Below are 21,590 nucleotides of genomic sequence, written 5' to 3' on the forward strand. Positions count from 1 at the left end.
AGAACATGAAATTAAGAATATTCATGATGAATCGCCTTATTGAAGTAAAATAAAAAAGATGAATGGAACGAGTTCCACTCATCTTTCGACTTCATTTTGACTCATCAGTCCTATTTGACAAAGAGCCATAAAAGATACATGTTTGTTACGTCGTCTTTATAGCAAGTTTTTTAATTCTTCATAACCAGTTCTGGTATCATACTCAGAATCTGCTTCTATTGCTTCGATTATATTTTTATGATATAAATCTGGATTTGCAGCATATTGGTCGTATAAATCAGCTTTCTTAACAGGTTGCTGATTTATTCCTTCGACCATTTGATATTCATCATGCGTCACTCTTACTATCCCTTCTATAGGGGTTACTGTCTCTTCATCATAGTGAAACAAATAGATACATAAATACTTATGCGTATTTCATCGTTTGTCCACTTTTCAATAGTATTCTTCAAATAAGTAGAATCTTTTAAAGGTGATTATCATTCAATCTTATCACATCGGTAGCAACATTATTAATAAAATCCTCATCATGTTCTACTATCAACATTGTTGGTTTTACCGATTGAATCAAGTCTTCTAATTGTTCTCGATTAAAAACATCTAAATAATTAAGAGGTTCATCCCAGACGTAAAGATCTGCCGGTATAAGTAATGATTTTGCAATCTCAACTCTTTTTCTCTGACCCATACTCATATTTTCAATCCGGTTAAAAAGAGCGTCACGTTCAATCCCTAAACTTACCAAATTACTTAAAAAATTTTCATAAGATATAGTATTCTCTTGGGCAAAGTCGTGTAAACTTCCCTCATTGTCTTCATAATTTTGACTCACATAGCTAATTATTAGTCCGCTAGGTTTAGTGATTGCACCTGTCGCGTTACCATTAAACTCTCCAAACATATGTTGTAGTATTGAAGTCTTACCAGAACCATTTCCACCTTGAATTACTAATCGATCCCCTCTTTTAAGCTCAAATGATAACGGCATGAATAACGCCTTATCATAACCTAATTGTAATTCATCGACTGTTAAGATTCGTTGATGATGACGTGGTTGATAATTCATCATCAACGAGTTTTCATATTCGATATTTTTAAGCAACTCACGTTTTTCGACTAATCGTTTTTCCATACGTCCCTCAATTGTTTTTGAGCGTTTCATCGTTCTAGCAGCTCGAGCACCAATAAACCCTTTATCGCCAGAAATACCGCTTCCTTTTTTCCTCGAATCACCATACTTTTCTTTTTCTTTGTGATGTGACCACTTCGCTTTTTCTCGTGATGTTTTTTGAAGCCTATCTATTTCTTTCGACAATTTATGATTACTTTGTTTTTCAAATTCATCTCGATATTTCTTTTGTTCTTCGTAAGTAGTAAAATTCCCTTGATATAAAATCAATTGATTTCTTTCGATAGATAATACATGATCTACAATCTCATCCACAAAAGCACGGTCATGACTTACTAAAATAAACCCTTGTTGCTTGTCTTTTAAATATTGGCCAACTTGTTTTCTTGACTTCAAATCCAAATGATTTGTAGGCTCATCTATTAAAGGAAAAGACTGATTATCTGCAAATAGCAAAGCTAATAACACTTTTGTTTGCTCACCACCAGATAAACTAATAAACGGCCGCAAAAGTACTGTCTTATCTAAGTTTAATAGTGTTAGTTCTCGTTCAATTTTCCAAAAATCAGCTTCTGAAAGTTCTTGAAGTACCTCTTCAACCGATTGTCGCTTATCTCTTACTGTCTGTGGAAAATACTGAAAATTTAATGTATGCTTTATTTCACCGCTGTACGCATACTTATCTTGCAACAAATTCAATAAAGTAGTTTTACCTCGACCATTTCGGCCAATCAACCCCAGTTTCCATTCAGTTTGTAAAACTAAATTAGTCTTTTCAAATAAGTTTGTTATTTGATTATCAAAACCAAATGTTAAATTTTTAATCTCAATTGTTGACATCCAATCCCCCCATCTTGTCTTTAGACAATTAACTTACCTATTTTCAAGATGGACAAGTAAAAAGGGACACAAAAAGACCCTCTATTGTAAACTTTCACCAATCTTGAAAATCTGCACACTACTCCTAAATAGTAGTCTGAATGCAGCTTCAACAAAATTAGCTTAGTTATACAATAGAAAATCCCTCACTGTAGTTTATTTTTTAAAAATATAACATTTATTAAATTTTTTAGCAAGTTAAACGATATTAAAGTTTCTATGCAAACTATCTTCGTTAAGTAATTACACCAAATCTGATGACTTAAAAATATCTAATGAGTAGATTTTAGATTGAGGTTGCAAAACTTTTATTATGAGTAATTACTTGTTCGTTATTCCCTCATACAATCTTATTGAATCAGTAAAACTAAAATAAAAATACTCATATCAATACTTTAAAACGCGTATACTATGGATTTAAATCATTTGAAAACATAAAACTAGGAGTATTCATGATTAATCACCTCATTGAAGAGAAACAAAAAAAGATGAATGGAACAAATGCCACTCATCTTTCGACTTCATTTTAACTCATCAGTCCTATTTGACAAAGAACCCTAAAAAAGACTCACTTCTTTTTAATAACTATTAGTCATACTGAATCACAGTTGCAGAACCGCCATCAAAAAAAGCTGCAATATTTTCTAAGGAGGTTATCACTGCTTTACTATCGGGGCTCTTTTCTACAAATTCTATTGTTGCTTCAACTTTAGGCAACATACTCCCAGGAGCAAATTGCTCCTCCTTTATCCATTGTTTTAATTGACTAATTGTCACCTCTTCTAACTTTTCTTCATTCGGAAGATTATAGTTGATAAAGACATGATCTACACCTGTTAAGATTAATAGATAATCAGCTTCTACTAATTCTGCTAATTTAGCAGAGGCAAAATCTTTATCAATCACCGCTTCAACGCCTTGCAATCTTTGCTCTTTCTGAACAACAGGAATACCGCCACCTCCTGAAGAAATCGTAATAACATCTTGAGAGACAAGTTTTTTGATTACCTGATGCTCAACAATACTTATTGGTTTAGGTGAAGGCACAACTTTACGATAACCACGTCCAGCGTCTTCGATATATCGTTCTGTACTAGTTGCAGCTTTTCTCTGTGCCTCTTCTTCTGTTAAGAACGGGCCTATCGGTTTAGTTGGATTTTCAAAAGCCGGATCATCGTGATTAACAATAACCTGTGTGACTATCGACACAACATCTTGTTCCAATCCAGCCTCAACCAAAGCTTCTCTCAATGTTTTCTGTAACCAATAACCAATGCTCCCCTGGGTCATTGCTACACAGGTATCTAACGGTAAAGCGGGGTTTGCTGTCGAGTCACTCGCAGCTTGTTGCAAGAGCAAATTACCAACTTGTGGTCCATTTCCATGGCTGATAATTAATTGAAACCCTTGTTTAATTAGTTCAACTAGATGTTTACTCGTTTGACGCAATGCTTTCATTTGCCCCTGAGCAGTCGGATCATCCGTCAAAATAGCATTCCCACCTAGTGCTACTACTACTTTTTTACTCATAATTCCCTCCACTGTACATTTTACTTATTATTTGTCTCTTAAAATGGTCCATAGCCAATAAAATAAGCGATTAATAAGAACACTACTCCTAAAATCATCCATACGGTAATGATTGGCATCACAAATTTCAACCACTTTTGATAAGGTATTTTAGATATTGATAATTGTGCCATTAAAATACCTGATGTCGGAATTACTGAATCCATTAATCCCGCTCCAAATTGATACGCTAAAACTGCTGTTTGACGTGTGACACCGGCAGCATCAGCTAAAGGCACCATGATAGGCATTGTCGCTGCTGCTTGGCCACTTCCTGAAGGAATTAAGAAATTAATAATGATTTGAATGAAATACATACCAATTCCAGCTAGCGCACCAGGCAAGATTGTAATAATACTTGTTAAGTGATAAATAATAGTATCTAATATAATACCTTCTGACATGACAACTAACACACCTCTAGCTACGACAATTGTCAACGCTGCAAAAAGCATTTCTTTTGCTCCCTCGACAAACAAATCAGCGATTTTCCCAAAAGGAATTCTCCCTACCATGCCACTAATGATTCCCATTCCTAGAAAAACAGCACCTAACTCTGGAATAAACCATTGCCATTTAAAAACACCAACCGATAGTAAGACAAAACTAGCTATAAAAACTAACGTGACATAACCATGTTGTTTTGTAAAAATAATTTCTTCAATTTCATTTCCTTGTTCTTCTTTCTCTTTCAACTCTAACTCATAAATATAACTTTTTTCTGGCTCTTTTTTTATTCGATTCGCATATCTCACTACCATCCAAGAGGTAACGCTCCAGTACACAAAAAAGATAATCAAACGTAACCATGCCCCTGAAAATAAAGGTAACTCAGCAATTTCTTGTGATATCCCAACTGTGAAAGGATTCATGACGCCCGCGTTAAAACCCGCAGCAGCCCCTAATTGGATCATCGCCATACCAACTAGACCATCATAGCCTAGTTGGCGTGCAAGCGACATTCCTAAAATCAGTAACACAATGGTTTCCTCGTTTAAGCCAATAGTGGAACCTGTAATACTTAAAATCAACATCACAATAGGAATCGTTAAATATTCTTTTCCTTCAAATAAATCTGCTAATCGCTTTATCCCAGCTTTTAACATACCTGTCTCATTGATGATGGTAAAAGATCCGCCCGCAATTAATATAAAGAACACAATCTCTTGAACATCTGCAAACGCTGTGAAAAAAGATCTTAAAAACTTAAATGGTCCAATTGGAGATTTGTCAACAAAATGAAAGGAATCAGCTACAATCATTGTCCTCCCATTTACTAGTTCTCTTTCAAACATACCCGCCGGTATAATCCATGACAATAGGGCCATTATTAACATAATCGAAACAAGAAGGACCAACGTATTGATCGTCTTCATTGCGAAGTTGCTTCCTTTTTCTTTTGTTTTCATAATCATCCACCTTAAACCATTTTGTTTCGCTATCAGCTCTTTACTTTTATGTGTTAATACGGTTGATTATTAGTCAAAAATTTGCTTATTGACTAATTTGTTTACCTTATCGTATTCTCCACTTAGGAAATGAACGATATTCTCACATGATACCCGTTGTAATTTAGCTACTGAGGTCGTGGTATAAAAAGCAGCGTGTGGAGTAACAATCACATTAGAACGTCCCACTAAAGGATGATGTTTCAAATCGGGAGTTTCATCACTTAAAACATCTACCGCAGCTCCTTTGAGTAACTTTTCATCTAAAGCTTTCACTAAATCTTCTTCCACGACACTCGCGCCTCTCCCCATATTAATAAAATATGGATTCTTTTTAGCATGAGCAAATAATGAATAATCAAAATAATCGTAATTCGTTTCATTCAAGTTCATATGGTTACAAATTACATCAGAAGTCATGACAAGCTCTTCTTTAGACACTTGTTTAACTCCTTGTTGTGAAAAAATTTCATCATTGATAAACGGATCATGAGCGATGACCCGCATGCCTAATGCTTTTGCTCTTTTCCCCACTTGTTTGCCGATTTTTCCAAAACCAACAATGCCTAATGTCATTTCTTCAATACGCGGATTTTCACCAGCAGAAGCATACTCCCAAATATAATCCTGTTCGACATTATACGTATGCGTTTTCAAATTTTTGACCAGCATCGCCATTGTCGCAATGGTAAATTCTGCCACATCTTCAGAGCAATATTCTCCAACTGGGCACACGCCAATCTGACGTTGATTCGCTTCTTCTAAATCGACATTGTCGTAACCTGTTGCGTTCATTGAAATGATTTTCAACTGAGGTGCATGATTAAGCGCCTCTTCATTCATTGGGATAAACCCTGTCAATAAAGCATCCGCATCGACAATCGCCTCGTAAAAAGCTGCTAGGTGTTTATCCGAATATTCGTGAATTTGAATCTCGCAATTTTTTAATCCTTTTACTAATATCTCCTGCTCATAGTCATGTGAGGGCATCATTGAGTCAGGATAGTCTGCAATCAGGATTTTATATCGTTTAGTCATATTTATTGAACCGAACTTCTTCTAATAGGATAAGTCATGCAGTGTGGGCCCCCACCACCTTTTAGGATTTGCTCCAATGGCAATTCAATGACTTCTAAACCAACGGCACGCATATCTTCATTCACGGTTCTGTTGTTCTTAATACCTAACACTTTATTGTTCCCTAGTGCTTGTACATTACAACCATGTTTAAAGATCAGTTCTTTTGGCACATCAATGATTGTAAAATCACGTCGTTTTAACATATTGATAAACCAGAATGGTAAAACTTCAGTCGCGGCAATACACACTTTATCTGCGACAATATTAAAGGCCATATCTAGATGTAAGTATTCAGGAGCTAAGGGTACACCAACTACCGTGTAACCAAATTTCATAAGTTGTTCTCTTAAATTGTCTACTCCTGCACGGTCAGTACGGTCAACTAAACCAAATGCTAAGGTATGTTCATCAATCATAAAGAAATCCCCACCTTCAAAACATCCCGCATTACAACGTGCTACAATTGGAACACCTAGTTCTTTTAATTTAGCCTCATATAATTCCGTTTCAACTTGACGAGCTGGATGACGGAACTTACCAATAATTGCCCCTTCTTTTACCATAGCACCAAAGTCACGTGCAAACGTCATGACTTCATATTCCGGATTTGCTTCCACTTCAACGACTTCGACACCATTATCTTTATAGGCTTGAATCATTGTCTCCCATTCTTTCACCATCAAGTCATTTTCTTCAGTTTCACCTTTTTCCATCCAACTTTTAGTGATTTCATTAATGGCATTAAACACATAATATTTTGGTGAACAAACGATGACTTTTTCTAAAGGATTTGTTGCATTACTGACATAAGTTTTTTTTGACATGTTGATCTTCCTCTCTTATTTTTATATCCATATACTTAATAATATAAAGCCAATACTCACAATTGAAAAAACAACTAATGGTTTTTTAGATGCTTTTAACCACGTAACATAATCTACTTTAACTAACGATGTAGTAGTCATCACGATAATCGATGTCGGCATTACCATTTTGACTAAACCTAACGCCACATTATAAATCATGATTGTTGTTGCTTCACCTATGCCTGCAAACAAACCTAACGGCGCCATAATCGCCATTGTTGCTGCTGCTAATCCAGTCGAACTTGGAATGAATGAAGCAAAGATGATATAAATACACAAGGCTAATAACACATAAGCAATCGGTGAAAACCCAGACAAGAACCCTTCACTAGAATGCAAAATCGTATCGGTAATATTAGCATCTGTCATTAATACTTGAATGCCTCTTGCTAAAGGAATAATAAAAGCTGTCGAAACTAAACTCGCTGCGCCTTTAATAAAAATATCAATAATTTTATCTGTACTATAACCCGATATATAACCTGTCACAAATGTCATGATAATCAAAAGAACGTTTATTTCATTGAAATACCACTCGCCAAATGGTACCAAATTAGAACCAATTAGTTTACCAATCACTGGTAAATTTTCCATCCATTGAGTGAAGGTAATGAAAAATGTCCAATTTTCATTAAGTGATGTCCAAGGAACCAATGCAATAATCATGATTACAAATGTTAGAATAAATAGTATAAACGCTGTACGTTGTTTTTTTGTTAATTCTTGTTCTTCAGAATCTGCTTGAACAAATTCCGCCATTTCTTCTTCCCGTCGCGCATACTGATAAGAATTTTTTGGATCCATTTTGACTTTTTTTGCATAAAGACAAATGACATATGAAACAGTTGCTTGTAATACTACAAAAAAGATAGCTCTTAAAATAATACCTTCACCTGGACTAACACCAGCAATACCAGCCGCAATTCCTGTAGAGAATGGATTTACTATAGATGAGATACAACCGGCTTGAGTTCCAAAAATAACAATCATTAACACTGTAATACTATCTAGTCCTAATGACAACATTATCGGCATAAACATCATCACATAAACGAATCCTTCTTCATATGCTCCTTGAACGGTTCCAAACACACCCATAATAAAAACGAGAATGGTTATTAATAGGTTAATATTATCTTTATTCGCCATTGCTATTTTCTTCAATCCTGCATTAATCGCGCCTGTTTCATCCATTAATTCTAAGAAACTACCGAATAACATGACATTTAAAGAAATTGTAATCGCTCCAGAAATGGTATCACTCCCAACCATGCCGATGATTGGTGCAATAATCACATTCCAAATGCCTTGAGGATTAGCTGGAACTGGCTTGTAAGTTCCTGAAATTGTACGACCTGCTTCATCTACTAAATATTTTCCACTAGGTATAAACCATGTTAAAATCGCGACTAAAATGAGAATAAAAAACAAAATGACATATGTATTGGGCATTTTAAATTTCTTAGCTTTAACGGGTTCTGATGCCATCGACTATCACCTTCCATTTTATATAATAGGGAACCCTCACAACTAAGTGAGGGAACGTGTTAATTTGCGTATGCTGCGATGATTGCTTTTATCGAATGCATTCTATTCTCACCTTGATCAAAAATAACAGATTGTTCTGATTCCATTACTTCATCTGTCACTTCTAAGTCACGATAAGCTGGTAAACAATGCATGAAAATAGCATCAGGTTTAGCTTTACTCATAGCCTCTGCGTCAATTAAGTATGGTTTAAAGGCTGCCTTCAACGCAGCAACTTCCTCATCACTTTGTCCCATACTATACTGCGACATGCCATAAACGATATCCGCATCTTTCAGGCCTTTATCAAAATCTTGCGTAAATTCAATATGGGCCCCGCTTATTTTAGCTCGTCGTTCTGTTTCTGCTAAAATTTCAGGATCTGCTTTTAAGCCTTCTGGCACAACAATACTCAAATCCATACCAAATGTTGCTGCAAAAATCATTGTGGTATAAGCAACGTTATAAAGATTACCTACATAACATATTTTCAGATCAGTTAATCGTCCTTTTTTCTCTTTAATCGTCATTAAATCTGCGATACCTTGTGTTGGATGTGCAAGAGCTGTTAACCCATTGATAACTGGTACTCTCATCCAATCGGAACATTCTTCGACAATCTCATGACCAAAAGTACGGATAAATAGTCCATCAAAATAACGATCCAAAATACGGGCTGTATCTTTTAAAGGTTCGCCACGTGTCATCTGCATTTCGTCAGGACGTAAGTAGACAACTTTGATACCTAAGTCAGCTGCTGCTCGTTCAAATGCATTACGTGTTCGCGTGCTGTTCTTTTCGAATAATGCCGCCCAAACCTGCCCTTTAAAATATTCATGTGGTTCGCGTGATACCCATTTTTGTTTTAAACTTAGACTTAAATCTGTCAAGAATTCTATTTCCTCACGATTCATATCTTTAAACGCTAAAAAATCTTTACCTCGTAAATTTTGTCTCATTGCTCAACACTTCCTTTATTTATTTGATACTTAAATCTTAACCAACTTGTATCAATAAATAAATAGTGTTAACATACTATTATAAAACGCTTTCATAGTACTTTTATACAAAAGGAGATTAACATGTACAACCAAACCATTGTGAAATCACTAACTAACCTGCCTTTATTTATCAATAGCAAGCTTGTGACAAATCAATATTCCTTATACAATCCATTCAACAACATTACCATTATGGATACTCGCGACATTGTCTCCTGGCTTAATGAATATGAAATATTAATCATCGGTAATTATTTTAAGAAAGGATTTATCAGCGATTCTTTTATTCAACAACTGGCAGAGAAGAAGTTAGCTGCCATTATTACAAAAAGAAAATTTGAACCCTATATCAGCGATGAAGTTTTTGAAGCCTGTGACCATTATAATATCGCCCTAATTATCTGTGAGGATCACTACAGCTGGACGAATATTCAAACACCTGTTTTAGAACTTATTACAACGCGTCAATTAACATACTTAAAAGAAAACTATGATTTCTATCAAATCGTTATTAATTCAATAAACAATGATTATTATTCTAATAATCTTTGTAATCACATTTATTACGTAGCTGACCTATCTTTGGCTATTTTAAATCATGATTGTTCTTTCATTGATTACTCAGAAAATATTGAGTGGCACGACTACTTAACTGATTTCCAGCCATCTGATAAGCAAATGATAGGAAAATTTTCAAATGATGAGGCTTTTTTTGGTTATATTCATAGTAATAAGCAACTAGCAAATGATCATCTCAAACTCTTTGTCTACCCTTTTTTAAGTGTCAATAATAGTCAGCAATATTTATTAATACTAACTCCTGACTATCTTAAGCAGCTTGAACCTCGTGTTCTTGAAAAAATGAATACGGTGATTTCTATTTATTCTCTAAGAAATTCTTTTTTACGTCAGAGTATCAAATCATCTTTTTATGCTAACAATCTTACTTATCAAGAATTAGTAGCTGGGAAACTCTCAAAAAATAAAGAGCACCATCTTCTTGCAATGCTTGAATGTCAACCAGAATCCCAGTTTTATTTAATCACCTGTGCGTATTCAATGCATGAAGAAACTACGGATATTCACAGAGCTATCGATTTTTACGCCTATTTCAAAGACCATAATCTATACGCCAAATCTATTCATTTTTTTACTAAAGATACTATTTTAGCTTTTTTAGTAGAAGACAGTCTTAATCCAATGGACCATATGGTTACCTATGTAAATAAGTTGGTCAGCGATTATTTCATACCTCATCATTTTAAAATTGGCGTTAGTAAAGTACATTCTCTAAAAGACACGTATAAAAGTTGGCATGAATCTAAAGATGCTCTATACTTCCTTTTCAATACAAATTCAAAAAAAGACATCAAAAAATACCAAGACTTGGGTATTTTAAATATATTTATTAACAATAAAGGTGAACTAAACGATTTTCTATGCAAAGAAATGATTGACACTTATATACAACCACTGTTAACCTATGATCAAAAAAATCATACAGATTTACTCAATACGCTCATTATTTTCTTTTCTCTAAACTGCTCTTATAAAGAGACAAGTGAACATCTGTTTCTCCATGTTAACTCCTTACGATCACGTATCGCTACTATTGAAAAAATTTTAAATATCGATATTACGAATACAGATGATAAATTTAATTTATATACCGCACTTAAGATTTATCAATCTGATATCTAAGGTAATACTCCTTTAATAATATTTTTTACTAAATGATACATTCTACTTAAAATCGATTATTTTCTCTTATTAAAAAAGCTGACAGGCATCGTTAGTCGATGACTGTCAGCTTTTTTAATAAATAGCGTATGCATACTCTCTGTTTTAGCTTTTAAACATATCCTTACTCTTCAATAACTAGCAACTAACACTCTTATCTATTACTTGAACACTTTAAAATTTAGTTTTAATATTCTTTGTAAAAAGCCACTGCATTACCTTTATCACATGAAACAAAATTAAATTTCTCATAAAAACTCCGCACATCAGGAGCTTCTTCCGTTAATAAGACTTTTTGACGAACTTCCGGATAATTTTCTAATAATTTACTTAGCAAAGCTGTCCCAATCCCCCTATTTTGGAAATCTGGGTGAACAAGGAGATCTTGTACATACAAAATCGTTTCACCATCTCCCACACCTCTCACTAAGCCGATTAAGTTACTATCATCCCAAGCCGTTATCACAGATAATGACGCACTCACAGCTCTCTCTAACCGAGACAAATCAGTCGTATAGGCTAGGCAACCAACACTCGCATATAAATGCTCTAATTGATTTTTTTCAATGTGTTTATTTTCCTGATAATTAATCATAGATTTCCTCCTTTAGACTGTTTGATTGATAAAAGACCTGTCATTTATGAGTCATTTTATCTACTTTCTCTTATAATAGACTCATAATACCATAAAAAAGCGCCTATAAATGTTTGATAACTGGGATTTTTAACATTATTTCTATAGCTTGTAGACAGTCGTAACCGTCTCTCATGTCTCTCTAGATAGCCTCATGTTAAATGACTTCGCAACGACTAAAAACCGTTGTCGCTTTGTAAAAATATTATTTCTTCATCAGTTGATTTTCTACCTAATAAGGCATTTCGATGTGGGTATCTCCCGAATTTTTTTAAAATATCTAGGTGCATGTTTTCATATTTCAACCTTTTTTCCAGACCTGGTTCACTAAATAACCTCAACGCCGTTTCATGAATTTTTAACGATTCAGAATGCATAAATGGCATATACAGAAAACTACGTTCTGCTGCACTTAACTTCATACGCTCCTCACCATAAACTGCTTCTTGAGCTAAGATTAAAGCAAGAGAATCTTGTGCAAACGCGCGGTGATCATTTCGATAGATATTGCGAGAAAATTGATCGAGCACAATAATTTCCGCTAATCTTCCTTCAATCGAATTTCGCCATTCAAAGAGTTCCCCTTGTTTCGCTTGTTCTAATGTTTTTAAAAACCGTTGTCGTATTTCTTCGTCAAGTGACGCATCTTTTTTAAACCAATCAGACGGCGTAATTTCTTTAAACCAAAAATCTAATACTTCTTGCATATTTCCACCTTCTTTTTTCATATCTGCTATCGTCCTTAATAAAACCCATGATTAACAAACTTATGACCCTCAAATTTAACACGTCGCACTTAGAAACTATTTGATTAAGACAACTCCATTATAAAAATTGATAAAAATTACTAACAGCACAACTCCTACAAAAATTTTTGCAACGTATTTATCTGACACTTTTCCACTTACAACCCCACCAATATAACCACCCAATATTGCCGCAGGAATAATGACCCATAAAAATGTTAAATCATACGCTTGATATCCCTCACTCAACCCAATCTCAACTAGTTTTGCTAATTGAGAAAAGAAGATGGTAATAATAGAATATACCGTCGCATCTTTCATGGTAAGACCAAAACAAAATATAAGTAATGACACATTAATTGGCCCACCACCTATGCCTAAGAAAGTTGAGAAACTACCTAAAAAAAGACCAACCATCAAATAGCTCAACCAACCTGATAAATTCAACATTTTTTTACTAGATAAGGTGTATATCAACACTAAAATTAATGAAATAATTGTTAAAACAATTTGAATCAATTGCACTTTGTCCGAATTATAAAAGCCTTGTAAATAAACGAAAAGACGATTACCTAGAATGCCTCCCATAATAGATCCTAGAGAGACAAAACCGGCTTCAAACCACCTCACCTTTATCCCATTTTTTATTTGCTTAAACGTCGAAGAAATCGACATCGTAAAAACCGCAACTGACGAATAAAAAGTGATCGCACTTAACGTGTGAAAACCAATACTATCAAATACTGGTTTAATAATCACACCGCCACCCATACCAGAAATAGCTCCCACTGTATTGGCTAAAATAATCACTAAAAAATATATAATATATCGACTCATCTTGACCTCCATCTTAAACATAATACTGATTTTTCTTTAAGACATTCATCATGGTTACCACATAAAAAGAGAAGGCTGAGAAATTTCTCAGCCTTATGTTTATTTACTATATTTAAGCGCAGCAGGTGGTAAATCATCTTTCATCATCAAGTGAACAGCTGCTGTGGTGTAAGTTTTTGGCAGTGCTAGAATATTAGGGTTTTCTCCAACAAATTTCTTTTTAGCCTCTTCTAGGGCTTCTTCAAATGTTGCACGTGTTTTCAATCCCATTCCACGTGCGTAACCAGGTTCCTCAGCTCCTACAATATAGATAGCAGACGTATGTTTTTCTGCTAAATGACCGCAGGAAATCATACTAAAACCATGGAATGGATGGAAGGCATTGCCATAACGGTAACGTCTAATGTATTCTTCGTTGGTTGCAAATAACTCACCATAACGATTCATGTCTGGTAGCACGTTCATGCTTTCTGTTTGGAACATTTCATACATCTCTTTCGTGTATGGCCATAGGTTTTCATTAAAGTTCCCATTACATATACTTGCACATATAATAACACAGTTGTCGCTCATAATACGCTTATGACGAATGACTTGAGCAGATAACGCCTGCATCATCATAATTGGATTGGTCCCCATTCCATCACCATAGTGGAAAAATTGCGGCATTCCAAAAACAAGAACATCATACTTTTTCTCAGCAAAAGGCACATACGTTCTTTGGTTACCTAATTTCCAAGATTTTTCTTGAACAGCGTTGGCTGTCCCACTGTTGATTTCAATTTGACGTGATTTTGTATCTAAAACAGCGTCACAACAGAAGAATTTTTTACCCATTTTCTCTTCCATGTGTTCGCCAATCTCATCAAATTTATGACGCATCAATGAGTTATTATTAACTGGCACAAAATCGGGACGGTGCATCACTTTAGGGACATGGTGAGAGGCAATCGATTTCCAATGGGTAATACCTGTTGAACAATGTTTGTATCCTCCTGAGTAGCCACCATAGGGATTCCCTTGCGTATGGCCGATCAAAATAGCTAAATCACTATCATAAACATATTTATTCATGATAACAGGATCCCCACTACTAGTTTTGCCTAAATCAACTAAGTTGTCATAATCTTCACTATCATGGTTGATAATTTGATTACTACTAGAAAACTCATGAAATATCTCAGGCCCAAGTACATTATAAATTTCTTTTTCCGTATTTTTACGGTGCAAACCATTAGAACAAATTAATAAAATATCTTCTTTTTTAACGCCCGCTTGATACAACTCTTTTAAAATTAATTTAATAGAGACTTTTCGGTGTGAATTATATTGTTCTCCACCTTTAACTCGGTCCGGGAAAATAATAGTAACTTTACTTCCTTCTTTAACTAGTTTAGAAATAGGATCCATCCCTAATGGGTTTCTAATTGATTCTAATGTGGCACTTTCAATTTCATTCTCTGGCAAACACGGTGGATCAGCTACTGTTTCCCCAGGGATAAAGACATCCGTTGTATCAGGTAATTCCGCTTCAATTTGACCATGTCCATATTCAAATGCTAATTTCATTTATATTCTCTCCTTATAATAAATATTGTTTTACGATATTTTCAAACTCTTCTGGATAAAAACCAATATCACCTGAAAAACGAGTTAATGCGATTAAACCACCATCGACTTCAGGAATTGACTGAAGCATATTGGCGTTATCTTCCTTCAAACCTCCACCGTATACAACGGCTAATCCGTCAGTAACTTCTTTAATAAAGCGCACAACTTTTTGAATATAATCTTTATCAGGGGGCGTTTTGCCCGGTCCAATAGCCCATACTGGTTCATAGGCAATGGTCACCTTAGAAACATCGACATCTTTCAATCCGATTTTTAACTGTTCTGCTAACACATCTTGCCAGCGATCTTGCTCCTCTGCTTTTTCACCAATACAATATAAAACCTCCATTCCTGAATCGATGGCTGCTTTAATTTCTTTATTCAAAATTTTGTTAACTAAATTAATATCTTCACTACCTGCTAATTTAATCAGTTCACTTTTATCATTACGTTCCTCACAATGTCCGATAATTGTGCTAGTAACCCCCATCGCTTTCATGGCAGTAGCAGGTCGATTACTAGTGAATGCTCCAAAATTTTTTCCAATATCCTCACGATAAACCGATTGACAACCAATTTTCAGAGAACTATTTTCTGTTATAACTGACATTGCAGGCAGAATATGTGCTTCAGGGAAGTAAATCGCAAAATCTGCTAACTGATGGTATTTTTCAATAATCGTTTGAGTTTCACTCGCTATAAAACTGCCCCATTTCTCAACACCCTTCAAACTATTTACGCCACCTAATTCTTTTGGGACATCAAACCGTTTTAGATTCACATAGATTTTTTTCATTGCTTGTCGTTCCCTTCGTTAAAATTTACAAAATTTGAGATTTCACTTGAAACAAGTGGTTTTACCCAATCAATAAATTCCTGAGTCACATCATTCCCCATCTCATTATAAAATGAGCTTGGCAGCGTTTTTTCATGTAACATTACTTTTTCAATTGGCAAATTAACTAACTCAATCTCATATTTATCTGTCGGTTTACGCTCAATGCCAATCATGACGCCACTAATCCCTTGAAGAGCTACCTTCACTGCTTCTCTTCCTACTAAAATCGCTTCTTCTCGATCGACATCAGACTGCATCGTTATAGAAGCACGGCCAGCAATACCTGGTTTTTCACTTCGAGCTTTTACGCCTAATTCACGAATCACGAGTTCTGCCAAATATGTTCCAACATCGCCTGGATAAGAAGAGCGACCAGATTCATATAATGGAGGAACAATTGATTTACCATCTTCTCCTTTTAGCCCTTCACTTACAACGACAACAATTCCACCGTAGCGTTCATATTGTTCTTTCACTTCTTTTAAAAAGCGCTTTTTATCGAAAGTGACTTCTGGTAAATATATTAAGTGAGGCGCGTCCCCTTCACGTTTTCTTGCTAAAGTTGAAGCTGCTGTTATCCAGCCAGCATTTCTACCCATTGCTTCAATGATCGAAACATGAATCGGTAATGATTTAACATCCATCCCGATTTCTGCAGTTGTTTTTGCAATATAATTAGCTGCACTTGCATAACCTGGGGCGTGATCAGTTAAAGCTAAATCATTATCGATTGTTTTGGGTATCCCTACTACGATAACATCTGTTCCTTCACATGCTTTCTTTACTTTCCCACAGGTGTCCATCGTCCCATTTCCACCATTAAACAACACATATTTGATTTTGTTCTTTTTAAAAATAGCGGGCATACTTTGATAATCAGCTTCAGTCAATTCAAACCGAGAGGTGCCAATAGCTGTCCCAGGCGTTTCTAACAATTTTTCAAGGACACTAGATTCTTGTAACTTTAGATCAACAAAATTTTCTTGCAAAATACCATCTGTCCCACCCAGAGAGGCATAGACTTTATCAATTTCATCATATTGTTGCGCTTCAACAATGACCCCATATAAAGAAGCATTCATAACAGCAGTGGGGCCACCACCATGAACTATTAAGATATTTGATTTCTTCACGTTTTTCATCCTTTCCTATCACCGTTACTCAAAAACTTTCCTTATGTTTAGATTACCTTATTTTAAACTCAGAAATATAAAAAAATAGGCAAACGTTTGCTTTACTTTTAAACATCTCTATAGCTTGTTTATGTTACCTTATATATAGAGATTATCGATAGGTTGAAAACGTTTTCTATGGATATAGATAACGTTTGCTTAAACCATTGTTTACTGTATAATAAATAAAAAGGGGAATACTAATGGAAAAGAAAACTACATTAAAAGATATCGCTGAGCGTGCATCTGTTTCTATTTCAACTGTCTCCAGAGTTATAAATGGAGGCGCTTCAAAAGTAGCTAGTCCTGAAGTTCAAGAAAAAATCTGGCAAATTGTCAGAGAAACCAATTACATTCCTAATAGTGCGGCTCAAGCTCTAAAACGCTCGACAACACCTCACAAAACGATCACCAAAACTATTGCATGTGTGTGCTCCCGTTCTTCAAATATGCAAGAAGATCCTTTCTTCTCAGAAATTTCCCGAGCAGTTGAAGAGGAGTTACTCAAACACGGTTATCTGATGAAGTTATCATTATCAACCTTCAATACTGCCTCTTCTGTTTTAGAAGCCTCCTTAGCAAGTGAAACGGTTGATGGAATCATTTTATTAGGAAGAATTGACGCTAAACAAATTAAAATCATTAAAAATAAATTTAAACATGTTGTTTATACTGGTTTGAATAAACTTCCTGAACCAATGGATCAAGTCATATGTAATGGTTATGAAACAAGCATTATTGCCTTAGATCATTTGGATAAAATTAACGAAAAAACAATTTATTATTTAGGAGAAACTAAAAACGAAGTCAGATACAAAGCTTATCAAGATTGGATGGCAGCCAACCGCCAGATTTCAGCCAACCTTAGAGAGTATGTCATTGAAACACCTTTTTCTTCTCAAAAGGCTTATGAAGCCTTAAAGCTTCATCTTGAAACTGTTGGCACTCCCAGTGCACTCTTTTGTGGCAATGATTTAACCGCATTAGGTGCCATCAAAGCGATTCGTGAACAAGGATTAAAGATTCCTGAGGATATTTCTATTATTAGTATCGATGATATTGAAATGGCACAATTCTCATCCCCTATGTTGTCGACTGTAAAAGTTCCCATGCATCATCTTGGCAAACTATCTGCTCGCTTATTAGTCGAGCGCATCGAACAAGGTAATGACCTTCCTGTTACGATAGAAGTTCCTCCTATGTTAATATTAAGAGAAAGTTGTCGTATTAAATAGCCTCTTATAACTTATTTTATGATAATTCACATACGTATTTATATTTTTATCAAGCAAAAATCGATCATGACGGTAAAGCCTATGATCGATTTTTTATTTTCATTTTTTTTTTAGATATTGTCCTCAGCCTATCGAATATCAACAGTCAGTTTTTTATAAAACGATTGCCTGTGTCAAGTTTTGCGGTTTATCTGGATCAATCCCTTTATTTTCTGCGATATAAATCCCTAGCAATTGACCCATAATGCCTAAGAAAATACTTAACTGTGCATCATTCAATTCAGCTGGAGTACCTAACGTATAGGTAGCTTGCATCTTTTCAGCACCCTTACCAACTGCAACCGTCTTACAGCCATATCCTTCAAGTTGCGTGATAAGCTTTTGATCATACTCTGTACATAAGCTATGAGATAAAGTCAAAATAAGAGTTTCACTGTCAGCAATACTCATTGGTCCATGACGATATTCCAAGCTGTGATACGCTTCAGAATTCACTAAGCCCATCTCTTTCATTTTATTCATACACTCGTTAGCTACACCGTAAAATTCACCTTGACCTAACGTGATAAATAAATCGATTTCAGGGTTGTCTGCTATTATTTTTTTAGAAAGAGCATCCATTTCTTCTAACATATTTTTCGTCAAGCTTTCAATGTCTTTTAATACATCTAGTTCCTCAAGTTTTTCACCGACAAATAAAGCAGTAATGAGACTCAAATACACCATACTTGTATAAGAACGGGTCATAACGACACTTTCTTCTTTTGTTTCAGAAGCTATGATCATAAAATCATTATATTCTTTACTATTCTCATCACACGTAATAGATAATGTTTTGACATTTTCATAAGTTCTTGCTTGTTTTATTGCCATTTTAACTTCGCTTGTATGACTTTTTCGTGTAATAGGTACAACTAATACCGGTTCAGTGCCCAGGTTTAATTCTGGAAAAAAATATAGTTCAGAACATGGGATAGCAACTGCTTCCTGACCTGTATAACTCATATACATATGTGCAGCTGTTTGTGCAAGATATAGCGATGTTCCACATCCTGTAAAAATAACTTTTTTATAGGTATCTGCCTTATTTGGGAAAGCTTTTCCTAGCTCTTCTATAATAATTGGTAATTCTTCATTGATTTTAGCAAATGATTCACCTTGTAAAAATATTTCTTTATATGTTTGACTTGACATGTTTTAACTTCCTCCTAAATATTTTGCCTTGGTATTTTCATGTTACATATTTTTTTGAAACACAATATTTCCTAAACTTAGCGTCGTACATACTTCCAATTCATCGTTCAATAGCACGATGTCAGCATCTTTACCAATCTTAATCGTTCCTTTTACATCGTCAACTCCAAGAACTTTCGCTGGGTTTTCAGCAATGAGTGGAATGACTTCATGGGCAGCTTTTGAGGTAAAGGCGACTAAGTTTTTTAAAGCTTGATTCATTGTTAAGGTACTGCCAGCTCTACTAGTACCATCTGCTAACTGAGCATCGCCTTCGGTCACAATAATATCATGAACTCCTAGTTTATAGGAACCATCCGGTAAACCGGCAGCCATCATTGAATCGGTGACGATGACGGTTTTGTCATATCCTTTCGTTTTTAACAAGAGGCGAACAATCGCTGGATGTAAATGGAGGCCATCGCAAATAGCTTCTGCATAAACATCACTTTCCAAGACTGCTGTTGTAATCGCTGGATGATGTTGATGTAATAATTTCATCGCATTAAAGGTATGAGTAGCGCTAGTTGCTCCGTGATTAATACATTCCCAACTAGTTTCATAATCTGCTCCAGTATGTCCAAGTGAAACTTCGACGCCTCTTTGATGAACGGCTTGAATAAATTCGGGCATACCTGGTATTTCAGCTGATACAGTCATCCTAGTTACACCGCCTTCGGTATAGTTGAGATAATCATCCATATCGGTTAGCGAAGGTGTTTGTAAATATTCTTCCGGCATTGCTCCTTTATACTCTGGAACTAAATACGGACCTTCTAAGTGAACGCCTATAATTTTAGCCCCACTCGTCAAAGTTTCTCGTGCTTCTTTAAACCCCTTCAAGCAGTCGATAAATCTTTCTTTACTATCAGTCAGTAACGTTGGTAAATAGGATGTGACTCCTTGACTTGCAAAAAACTCACCAACACGCTCTAATTCTTCTAAGCTCGCGTTGTTCATATCAACTCCTACAGCGCCGTGCGTATGAATATCAATGAAACCAGGAACGACTAACTTATTAGCTGCATCTAAGTGTGTGATATCTGAGCGATTGATTGTTGACGCGATTTGCGTTATTTTTCCATCTTCAACTAATACATCGACATTTTCTAGACGATCATTGATTAACACACGACCATTAGTTATCAAAATATTTTTCTTCAACATGCTCACTCCATTCTCATTCGCCTTTTTTAGGCTTTTCCAGCAGAACCAGACAATTCAATAATATGTTTAACATCGTCCATTAACTTCGTCGATGCATATTGTGATAATTTCCATGAGTGAGCTTGGTGATCTAATGTTTCTAAACCTTCTTGGTAATGCTCAACATATTTGTAACGAATCTCCGTTCCAAAGTTAATTTTGGAAACACCTAACTTGATTGCTTCTTTGATTGTCTCTTCTGACATACCTGTACAGCCATGTAATACAAACGGTAGATCAGTAAATGTCGCGACCTCTTCTAAAACATCTAAACGAATATCTGGTTCTCCTTGATAGTATCCATGAGCGTTTCCAATACCAATCGCCAACGTATCTGGTTGGCATAACGACAAGAATTTTTTCACATCTTCTGGGTTGGCTGTGTTTTTATTTTCTTGAACAATCCCTGCCTCTAAGCGTAGTAACTCGCCTATTTCTGCTTCAACGGGCACCTCAAAACTATTGGCCACATCGATTACTTTTTGAGTCATTGCTGCATTTTCTTCGATTGGTAAGGCTGAACCATCAATCATTAAAGACGTAAAGCCCAATTTCAATGCTTTCATACATCTGTCAAAGCTATCCCCGTGATCTAAGTGAATCGAAACAGGTACCGAAACTTTATTCGCGCACCATCTAGCGACCTCTACAAACCAATCATGTCCAGAAAAAGCACCCGTTGAAACATAGTGTGCCAAAATAATTGGTGAGTTCATTTCTTCCGCTGCTTTACAGATAGCCCAAATGATGTCAAAATTACCACCTTGTGTGTTGATAGCTGGAATGGCATACCCTTCTTTTCTAGCTTTTTGCATCATTTCTAAGTTTGTTGATAACAT

At 35.4% G+C, this 21,590-nt stretch carries 19 protein-coding genes; 2 read left to right on the forward strand and 17 right to left on the reverse strand.

Annotated elements, in window-relative coordinates:
* Positions 1 to 156: 156 nt before the first annotated feature.
* The 8 genes from CBF33_RS07390 to argF form a co-directional block, all read right to left on the reverse strand.
* Positions 157 to 339, reverse strand: a complete 183-nt coding sequence (locus CBF33_RS07390; protein ID WP_126762967.1) for a hypothetical protein — start codon at positions 337 to 339, stop codon at positions 157 to 159.
* Between the two features lie 127 nt (positions 340 to 466).
* Positions 467 to 1,969 carry a ribosomal protection-like ABC-F family protein gene (gene abc-f, locus CBF33_RS07395; RefSeq protein WP_126762969.1) on the reverse strand — a complete coding sequence of 501 codons (1,503 nt, stop codon included), beginning with the start codon at positions 1,967 to 1,969 and terminating at the stop codon, positions 467 to 469.
* 627 nt (positions 1,970 to 2,596) lie between these two features.
* Positions 2,597 to 3,541: a carbamate kinase gene (gene arcC / locus CBF33_RS07400; protein WP_126763112.1), complete on the reverse strand. Its 945-nt coding sequence runs from the start codon at positions 3,539 to 3,541 to the stop codon at positions 2,597 to 2,599.
* A 35-nt stretch (positions 3,542 to 3,576) separates the two neighbouring features.
* Positions 3,577 to 4,986 (reverse strand): YfcC family protein, encoded by a 1,410-nt coding sequence (locus CBF33_RS07405; protein ID WP_126762971.1) that lies wholly within the window; start codon positions 4,984 to 4,986, stop codon positions 3,577 to 3,579.
* Between the two features lie 69 nt (positions 4,987 to 5,055).
* Complete coding sequence (locus CBF33_RS07410; RefSeq protein WP_244919697.1) at positions 5,056 to 6,063, reverse strand: NAD(P)-dependent oxidoreductase; 1,008 nt, start codon at positions 6,061 to 6,063, stop codon at positions 5,056 to 5,058.
* Positions 6,064 to 6,065: 2 nt separating this feature from the next.
* Positions 6,066 to 6,929, reverse strand: a complete 864-nt coding sequence (locus tag CBF33_RS07415; protein ID WP_126762974.1) for a dimethylarginine dimethylaminohydrolase family protein — start codon at positions 6,927 to 6,929, stop codon at positions 6,066 to 6,068.
* Between the two features lie 21 nt (positions 6,930 to 6,950).
* Positions 6,951 to 8,459, reverse strand: coding sequence for a YfcC family protein (locus CBF33_RS07420; RefSeq protein ID WP_126762976.1), 1,509 nt, complete (start codon positions 8,457 to 8,459; stop codon positions 6,951 to 6,953).
* A gap of 59 nt (positions 8,460 to 8,518) precedes the next feature.
* The gene (gene argF / locus CBF33_RS07425; RefSeq protein ID WP_126762978.1) at positions 8,519 to 9,457 is read right to left on the reverse strand and encodes an ornithine carbamoyltransferase; all 939 of its coding nucleotides are present in this window, start codon (positions 9,455 to 9,457) and stop codon (positions 8,519 to 8,521) included.
* A 123-nt stretch (positions 9,458 to 9,580) separates the two neighbouring features.
* Here argF and CBF33_RS07430 point away from each other — a divergent pair, with 123 nt between their 5' ends.
* A complete protein-coding gene (locus CBF33_RS07430; RefSeq protein WP_126762980.1) occupies positions 9,581 to 11,200 on the forward strand; it encodes a helix-turn-helix domain-containing protein in 1,620 nt (539 codons plus the stop codon).
* A gap of 226 nt (positions 11,201 to 11,426) precedes the next feature.
* On the opposite strand, the gene CBF33_RS07435 is transcribed toward CBF33_RS07430, so the two are convergent.
* From CBF33_RS07435 to CBF33_RS07460, 6 genes are all read right to left on the reverse strand, one after another.
* Positions 11,427 to 11,834 (reverse strand): GNAT family N-acetyltransferase, encoded by a 408-nt coding sequence (locus CBF33_RS07435; protein ID WP_126762982.1) that lies wholly within the window; start codon positions 11,832 to 11,834, stop codon positions 11,427 to 11,429.
* A gap of 215 nt (positions 11,835 to 12,049) precedes the next feature.
* Entirely contained in the window at positions 12,050 to 12,601 is a 552-nt protein-coding gene (locus CBF33_RS07440) for a DUF924 family protein (protein WP_244919698.1), read from the reverse strand.
* Between the two features lie 75 nt (positions 12,602 to 12,676).
* Positions 12,677 to 13,456, reverse strand: coding sequence for a sulfite exporter TauE/SafE family protein (locus CBF33_RS07445; RefSeq protein WP_126762984.1), 780 nt, complete (start codon positions 13,454 to 13,456; stop codon positions 12,677 to 12,679).
* Between the two features lie 99 nt (positions 13,457 to 13,555).
* Positions 13,556 to 15,025 (reverse strand): lactate racemase domain-containing protein, encoded by a 1,470-nt coding sequence (locus tag CBF33_RS07450; protein ID WP_126762986.1) that lies wholly within the window; start codon positions 15,023 to 15,025, stop codon positions 13,556 to 13,558.
* Between the two features lie 13 nt (positions 15,026 to 15,038).
* Positions 15,039 to 15,863, reverse strand: a complete 825-nt coding sequence (locus CBF33_RS07455) for a triose-phosphate isomerase family protein (RefSeq protein WP_126762988.1) — start codon at positions 15,861 to 15,863, stop codon at positions 15,039 to 15,041.
* Positions 15,860 to 17,038: a diphosphate--fructose-6-phosphate 1-phosphotransferase gene (locus tag CBF33_RS07460; RefSeq protein WP_244919699.1), complete on the reverse strand. Its 1,179-nt coding sequence runs from the start codon at positions 17,036 to 17,038 to the stop codon at positions 15,860 to 15,862. Before CBF33_RS07460 ends, CBF33_RS07455 begins: the two co-directional genes overlap by 4 nt.
* Positions 17,039 to 17,280: 242 nt before the next feature.
* Here CBF33_RS07460 and CBF33_RS07465 point away from each other — a divergent pair, with 242 nt between their 5' ends.
* Positions 17,281 to 18,312 carry a LacI family DNA-binding transcriptional regulator gene (locus tag CBF33_RS07465; protein WP_126762992.1) on the forward strand — a complete coding sequence of 344 codons (1,032 nt, stop codon included), beginning with the start codon at positions 17,281 to 17,283 and terminating at the stop codon, positions 18,310 to 18,312.
* A 153-nt stretch (positions 18,313 to 18,465) separates the two neighbouring features.
* Here the strand turns inward: CBF33_RS07465 and CBF33_RS07470 are convergent, their stop codons facing one another.
* Genes CBF33_RS07470 through CBF33_RS07480 form a run of 3 tightly spaced genes read right to left on the reverse strand, consistent with a single transcriptional unit; the run spans position 18,466 to position 21,590 of the window.
* A complete protein-coding gene (locus tag CBF33_RS07470) occupies positions 18,466 to 19,506 on the reverse strand; it encodes an SIS domain-containing protein (protein WP_126762994.1) in 1,041 nt (346 codons plus the stop codon).
* A gap of 42 nt (positions 19,507 to 19,548) precedes the next feature.
* Positions 19,549 to 20,709, reverse strand: a complete 1,161-nt coding sequence (gene nagA, locus CBF33_RS07475; protein ID WP_211329534.1) for an N-acetylglucosamine-6-phosphate deacetylase — start codon at positions 20,707 to 20,709, stop codon at positions 19,549 to 19,551.
* Positions 20,710 to 20,738: 29 nt separating this feature from the next.
* Positions 20,739 to 21,590 carry a class II fructose-bisphosphate aldolase gene (locus tag CBF33_RS07480; protein ID WP_126762998.1) on the reverse strand — a complete coding sequence of 284 codons (852 nt, stop codon included), beginning with the start codon at positions 21,588 to 21,590 and terminating at the stop codon, positions 20,739 to 20,741.

Origin of the sequence: Vagococcus lutrae (assembly GCF_003987555.1) — a bacterium.
Taxonomy (GTDB): Bacteria; Bacillota; Bacilli; order Lactobacillales; family Vagococcaceae; genus Vagococcus_A; species Vagococcus_A lutrae.

Bases quoted from the DNA above. Each gene is read 5' to 3' on its own strand.
- CBF33_RS07420 (WP_126762976.1), bottom strand. From the start codon at position 8,459: ATGGCATCAGAACCCGTTAAAGCTAAGAAATTTAAAATGCCCAATACA.
- abc-f (WP_126762969.1), bottom strand. From the start codon at position 1,969: ATGTCAACAATTGAGATTAAAAATTTAACATTTGGTTTTGATAATCAA.
- CBF33_RS07470 (WP_126762994.1), bottom strand. From the start codon at position 19,506: ATGTCAAGTCAAACATATAAAGAAATATTTTTACAAGGTGAATCATTT.
- CBF33_RS07410 (WP_244919697.1), bottom strand. From the start codon at position 6,063: ATGACTAAACGATATAAAATCCTGATTGCAGACTATCCTGACTCAATG.
- CBF33_RS07455 (WP_126762988.1), bottom strand. From the start codon at position 15,863: ATGAAAAAAATCTATGTGAATCTAAAACGGTTTGATGTCCCAAAAGAA.
- CBF33_RS07435 (WP_126762982.1), bottom strand. From the start codon at position 11,834: ATGATTAATTATCAGGAAAATAAACACATTGAAAAAAATCAATTAGAG.
- CBF33_RS07440 (WP_244919698.1), bottom strand. From the start codon at position 12,601: ATGAAAAAAGAAGGTGGAAATATGCAAGAAGTATTAGATTTTTGGTTT.
- CBF33_RS07415 (WP_126762974.1), bottom strand. From the start codon at position 6,929: ATGTCAAAAAAAACTTATGTCAGTAATGCAACAAATCCTTTAGAAAAA.
- CBF33_RS07430 (WP_126762980.1), top strand. From the start codon at position 9,581: ATGTACAACCAAACCATTGTGAAATCACTAACTAACCTGCCTTTATTT.
- CBF33_RS07405 (WP_126762971.1), bottom strand. From the start codon at position 4,986: ATGAAAACAAAAGAAAAAGGAAGCAACTTCGCAATGAAGACGATCAAT.
- argF (WP_126762978.1), bottom strand. From the start codon at position 9,457: ATGAGACAAAATTTACGAGGTAAAGATTTTTTAGCGTTTAAAGATATG.
- CBF33_RS07465 (WP_126762992.1), top strand. From the start codon at position 17,281: ATGGAAAAGAAAACTACATTAAAAGATATCGCTGAGCGTGCATCTGTT.
- CBF33_RS07480 (WP_126762998.1), bottom strand. From the start codon at position 21,590: ATGTTATCAACAAACTTAGAAATGATGCAAAAAGCTAGAAAAGAAGGG.
- CBF33_RS07445 (WP_126762984.1), bottom strand. From the start codon at position 13,456: ATGAGTCGATATATTATATATTTTTTAGTGATTATTTTAGCCAATACA.
- CBF33_RS07450 (WP_126762986.1), bottom strand. From the start codon at position 15,025: ATGAAATTAGCATTTGAATATGGACATGGTCAAATTGAAGCGGAATTA.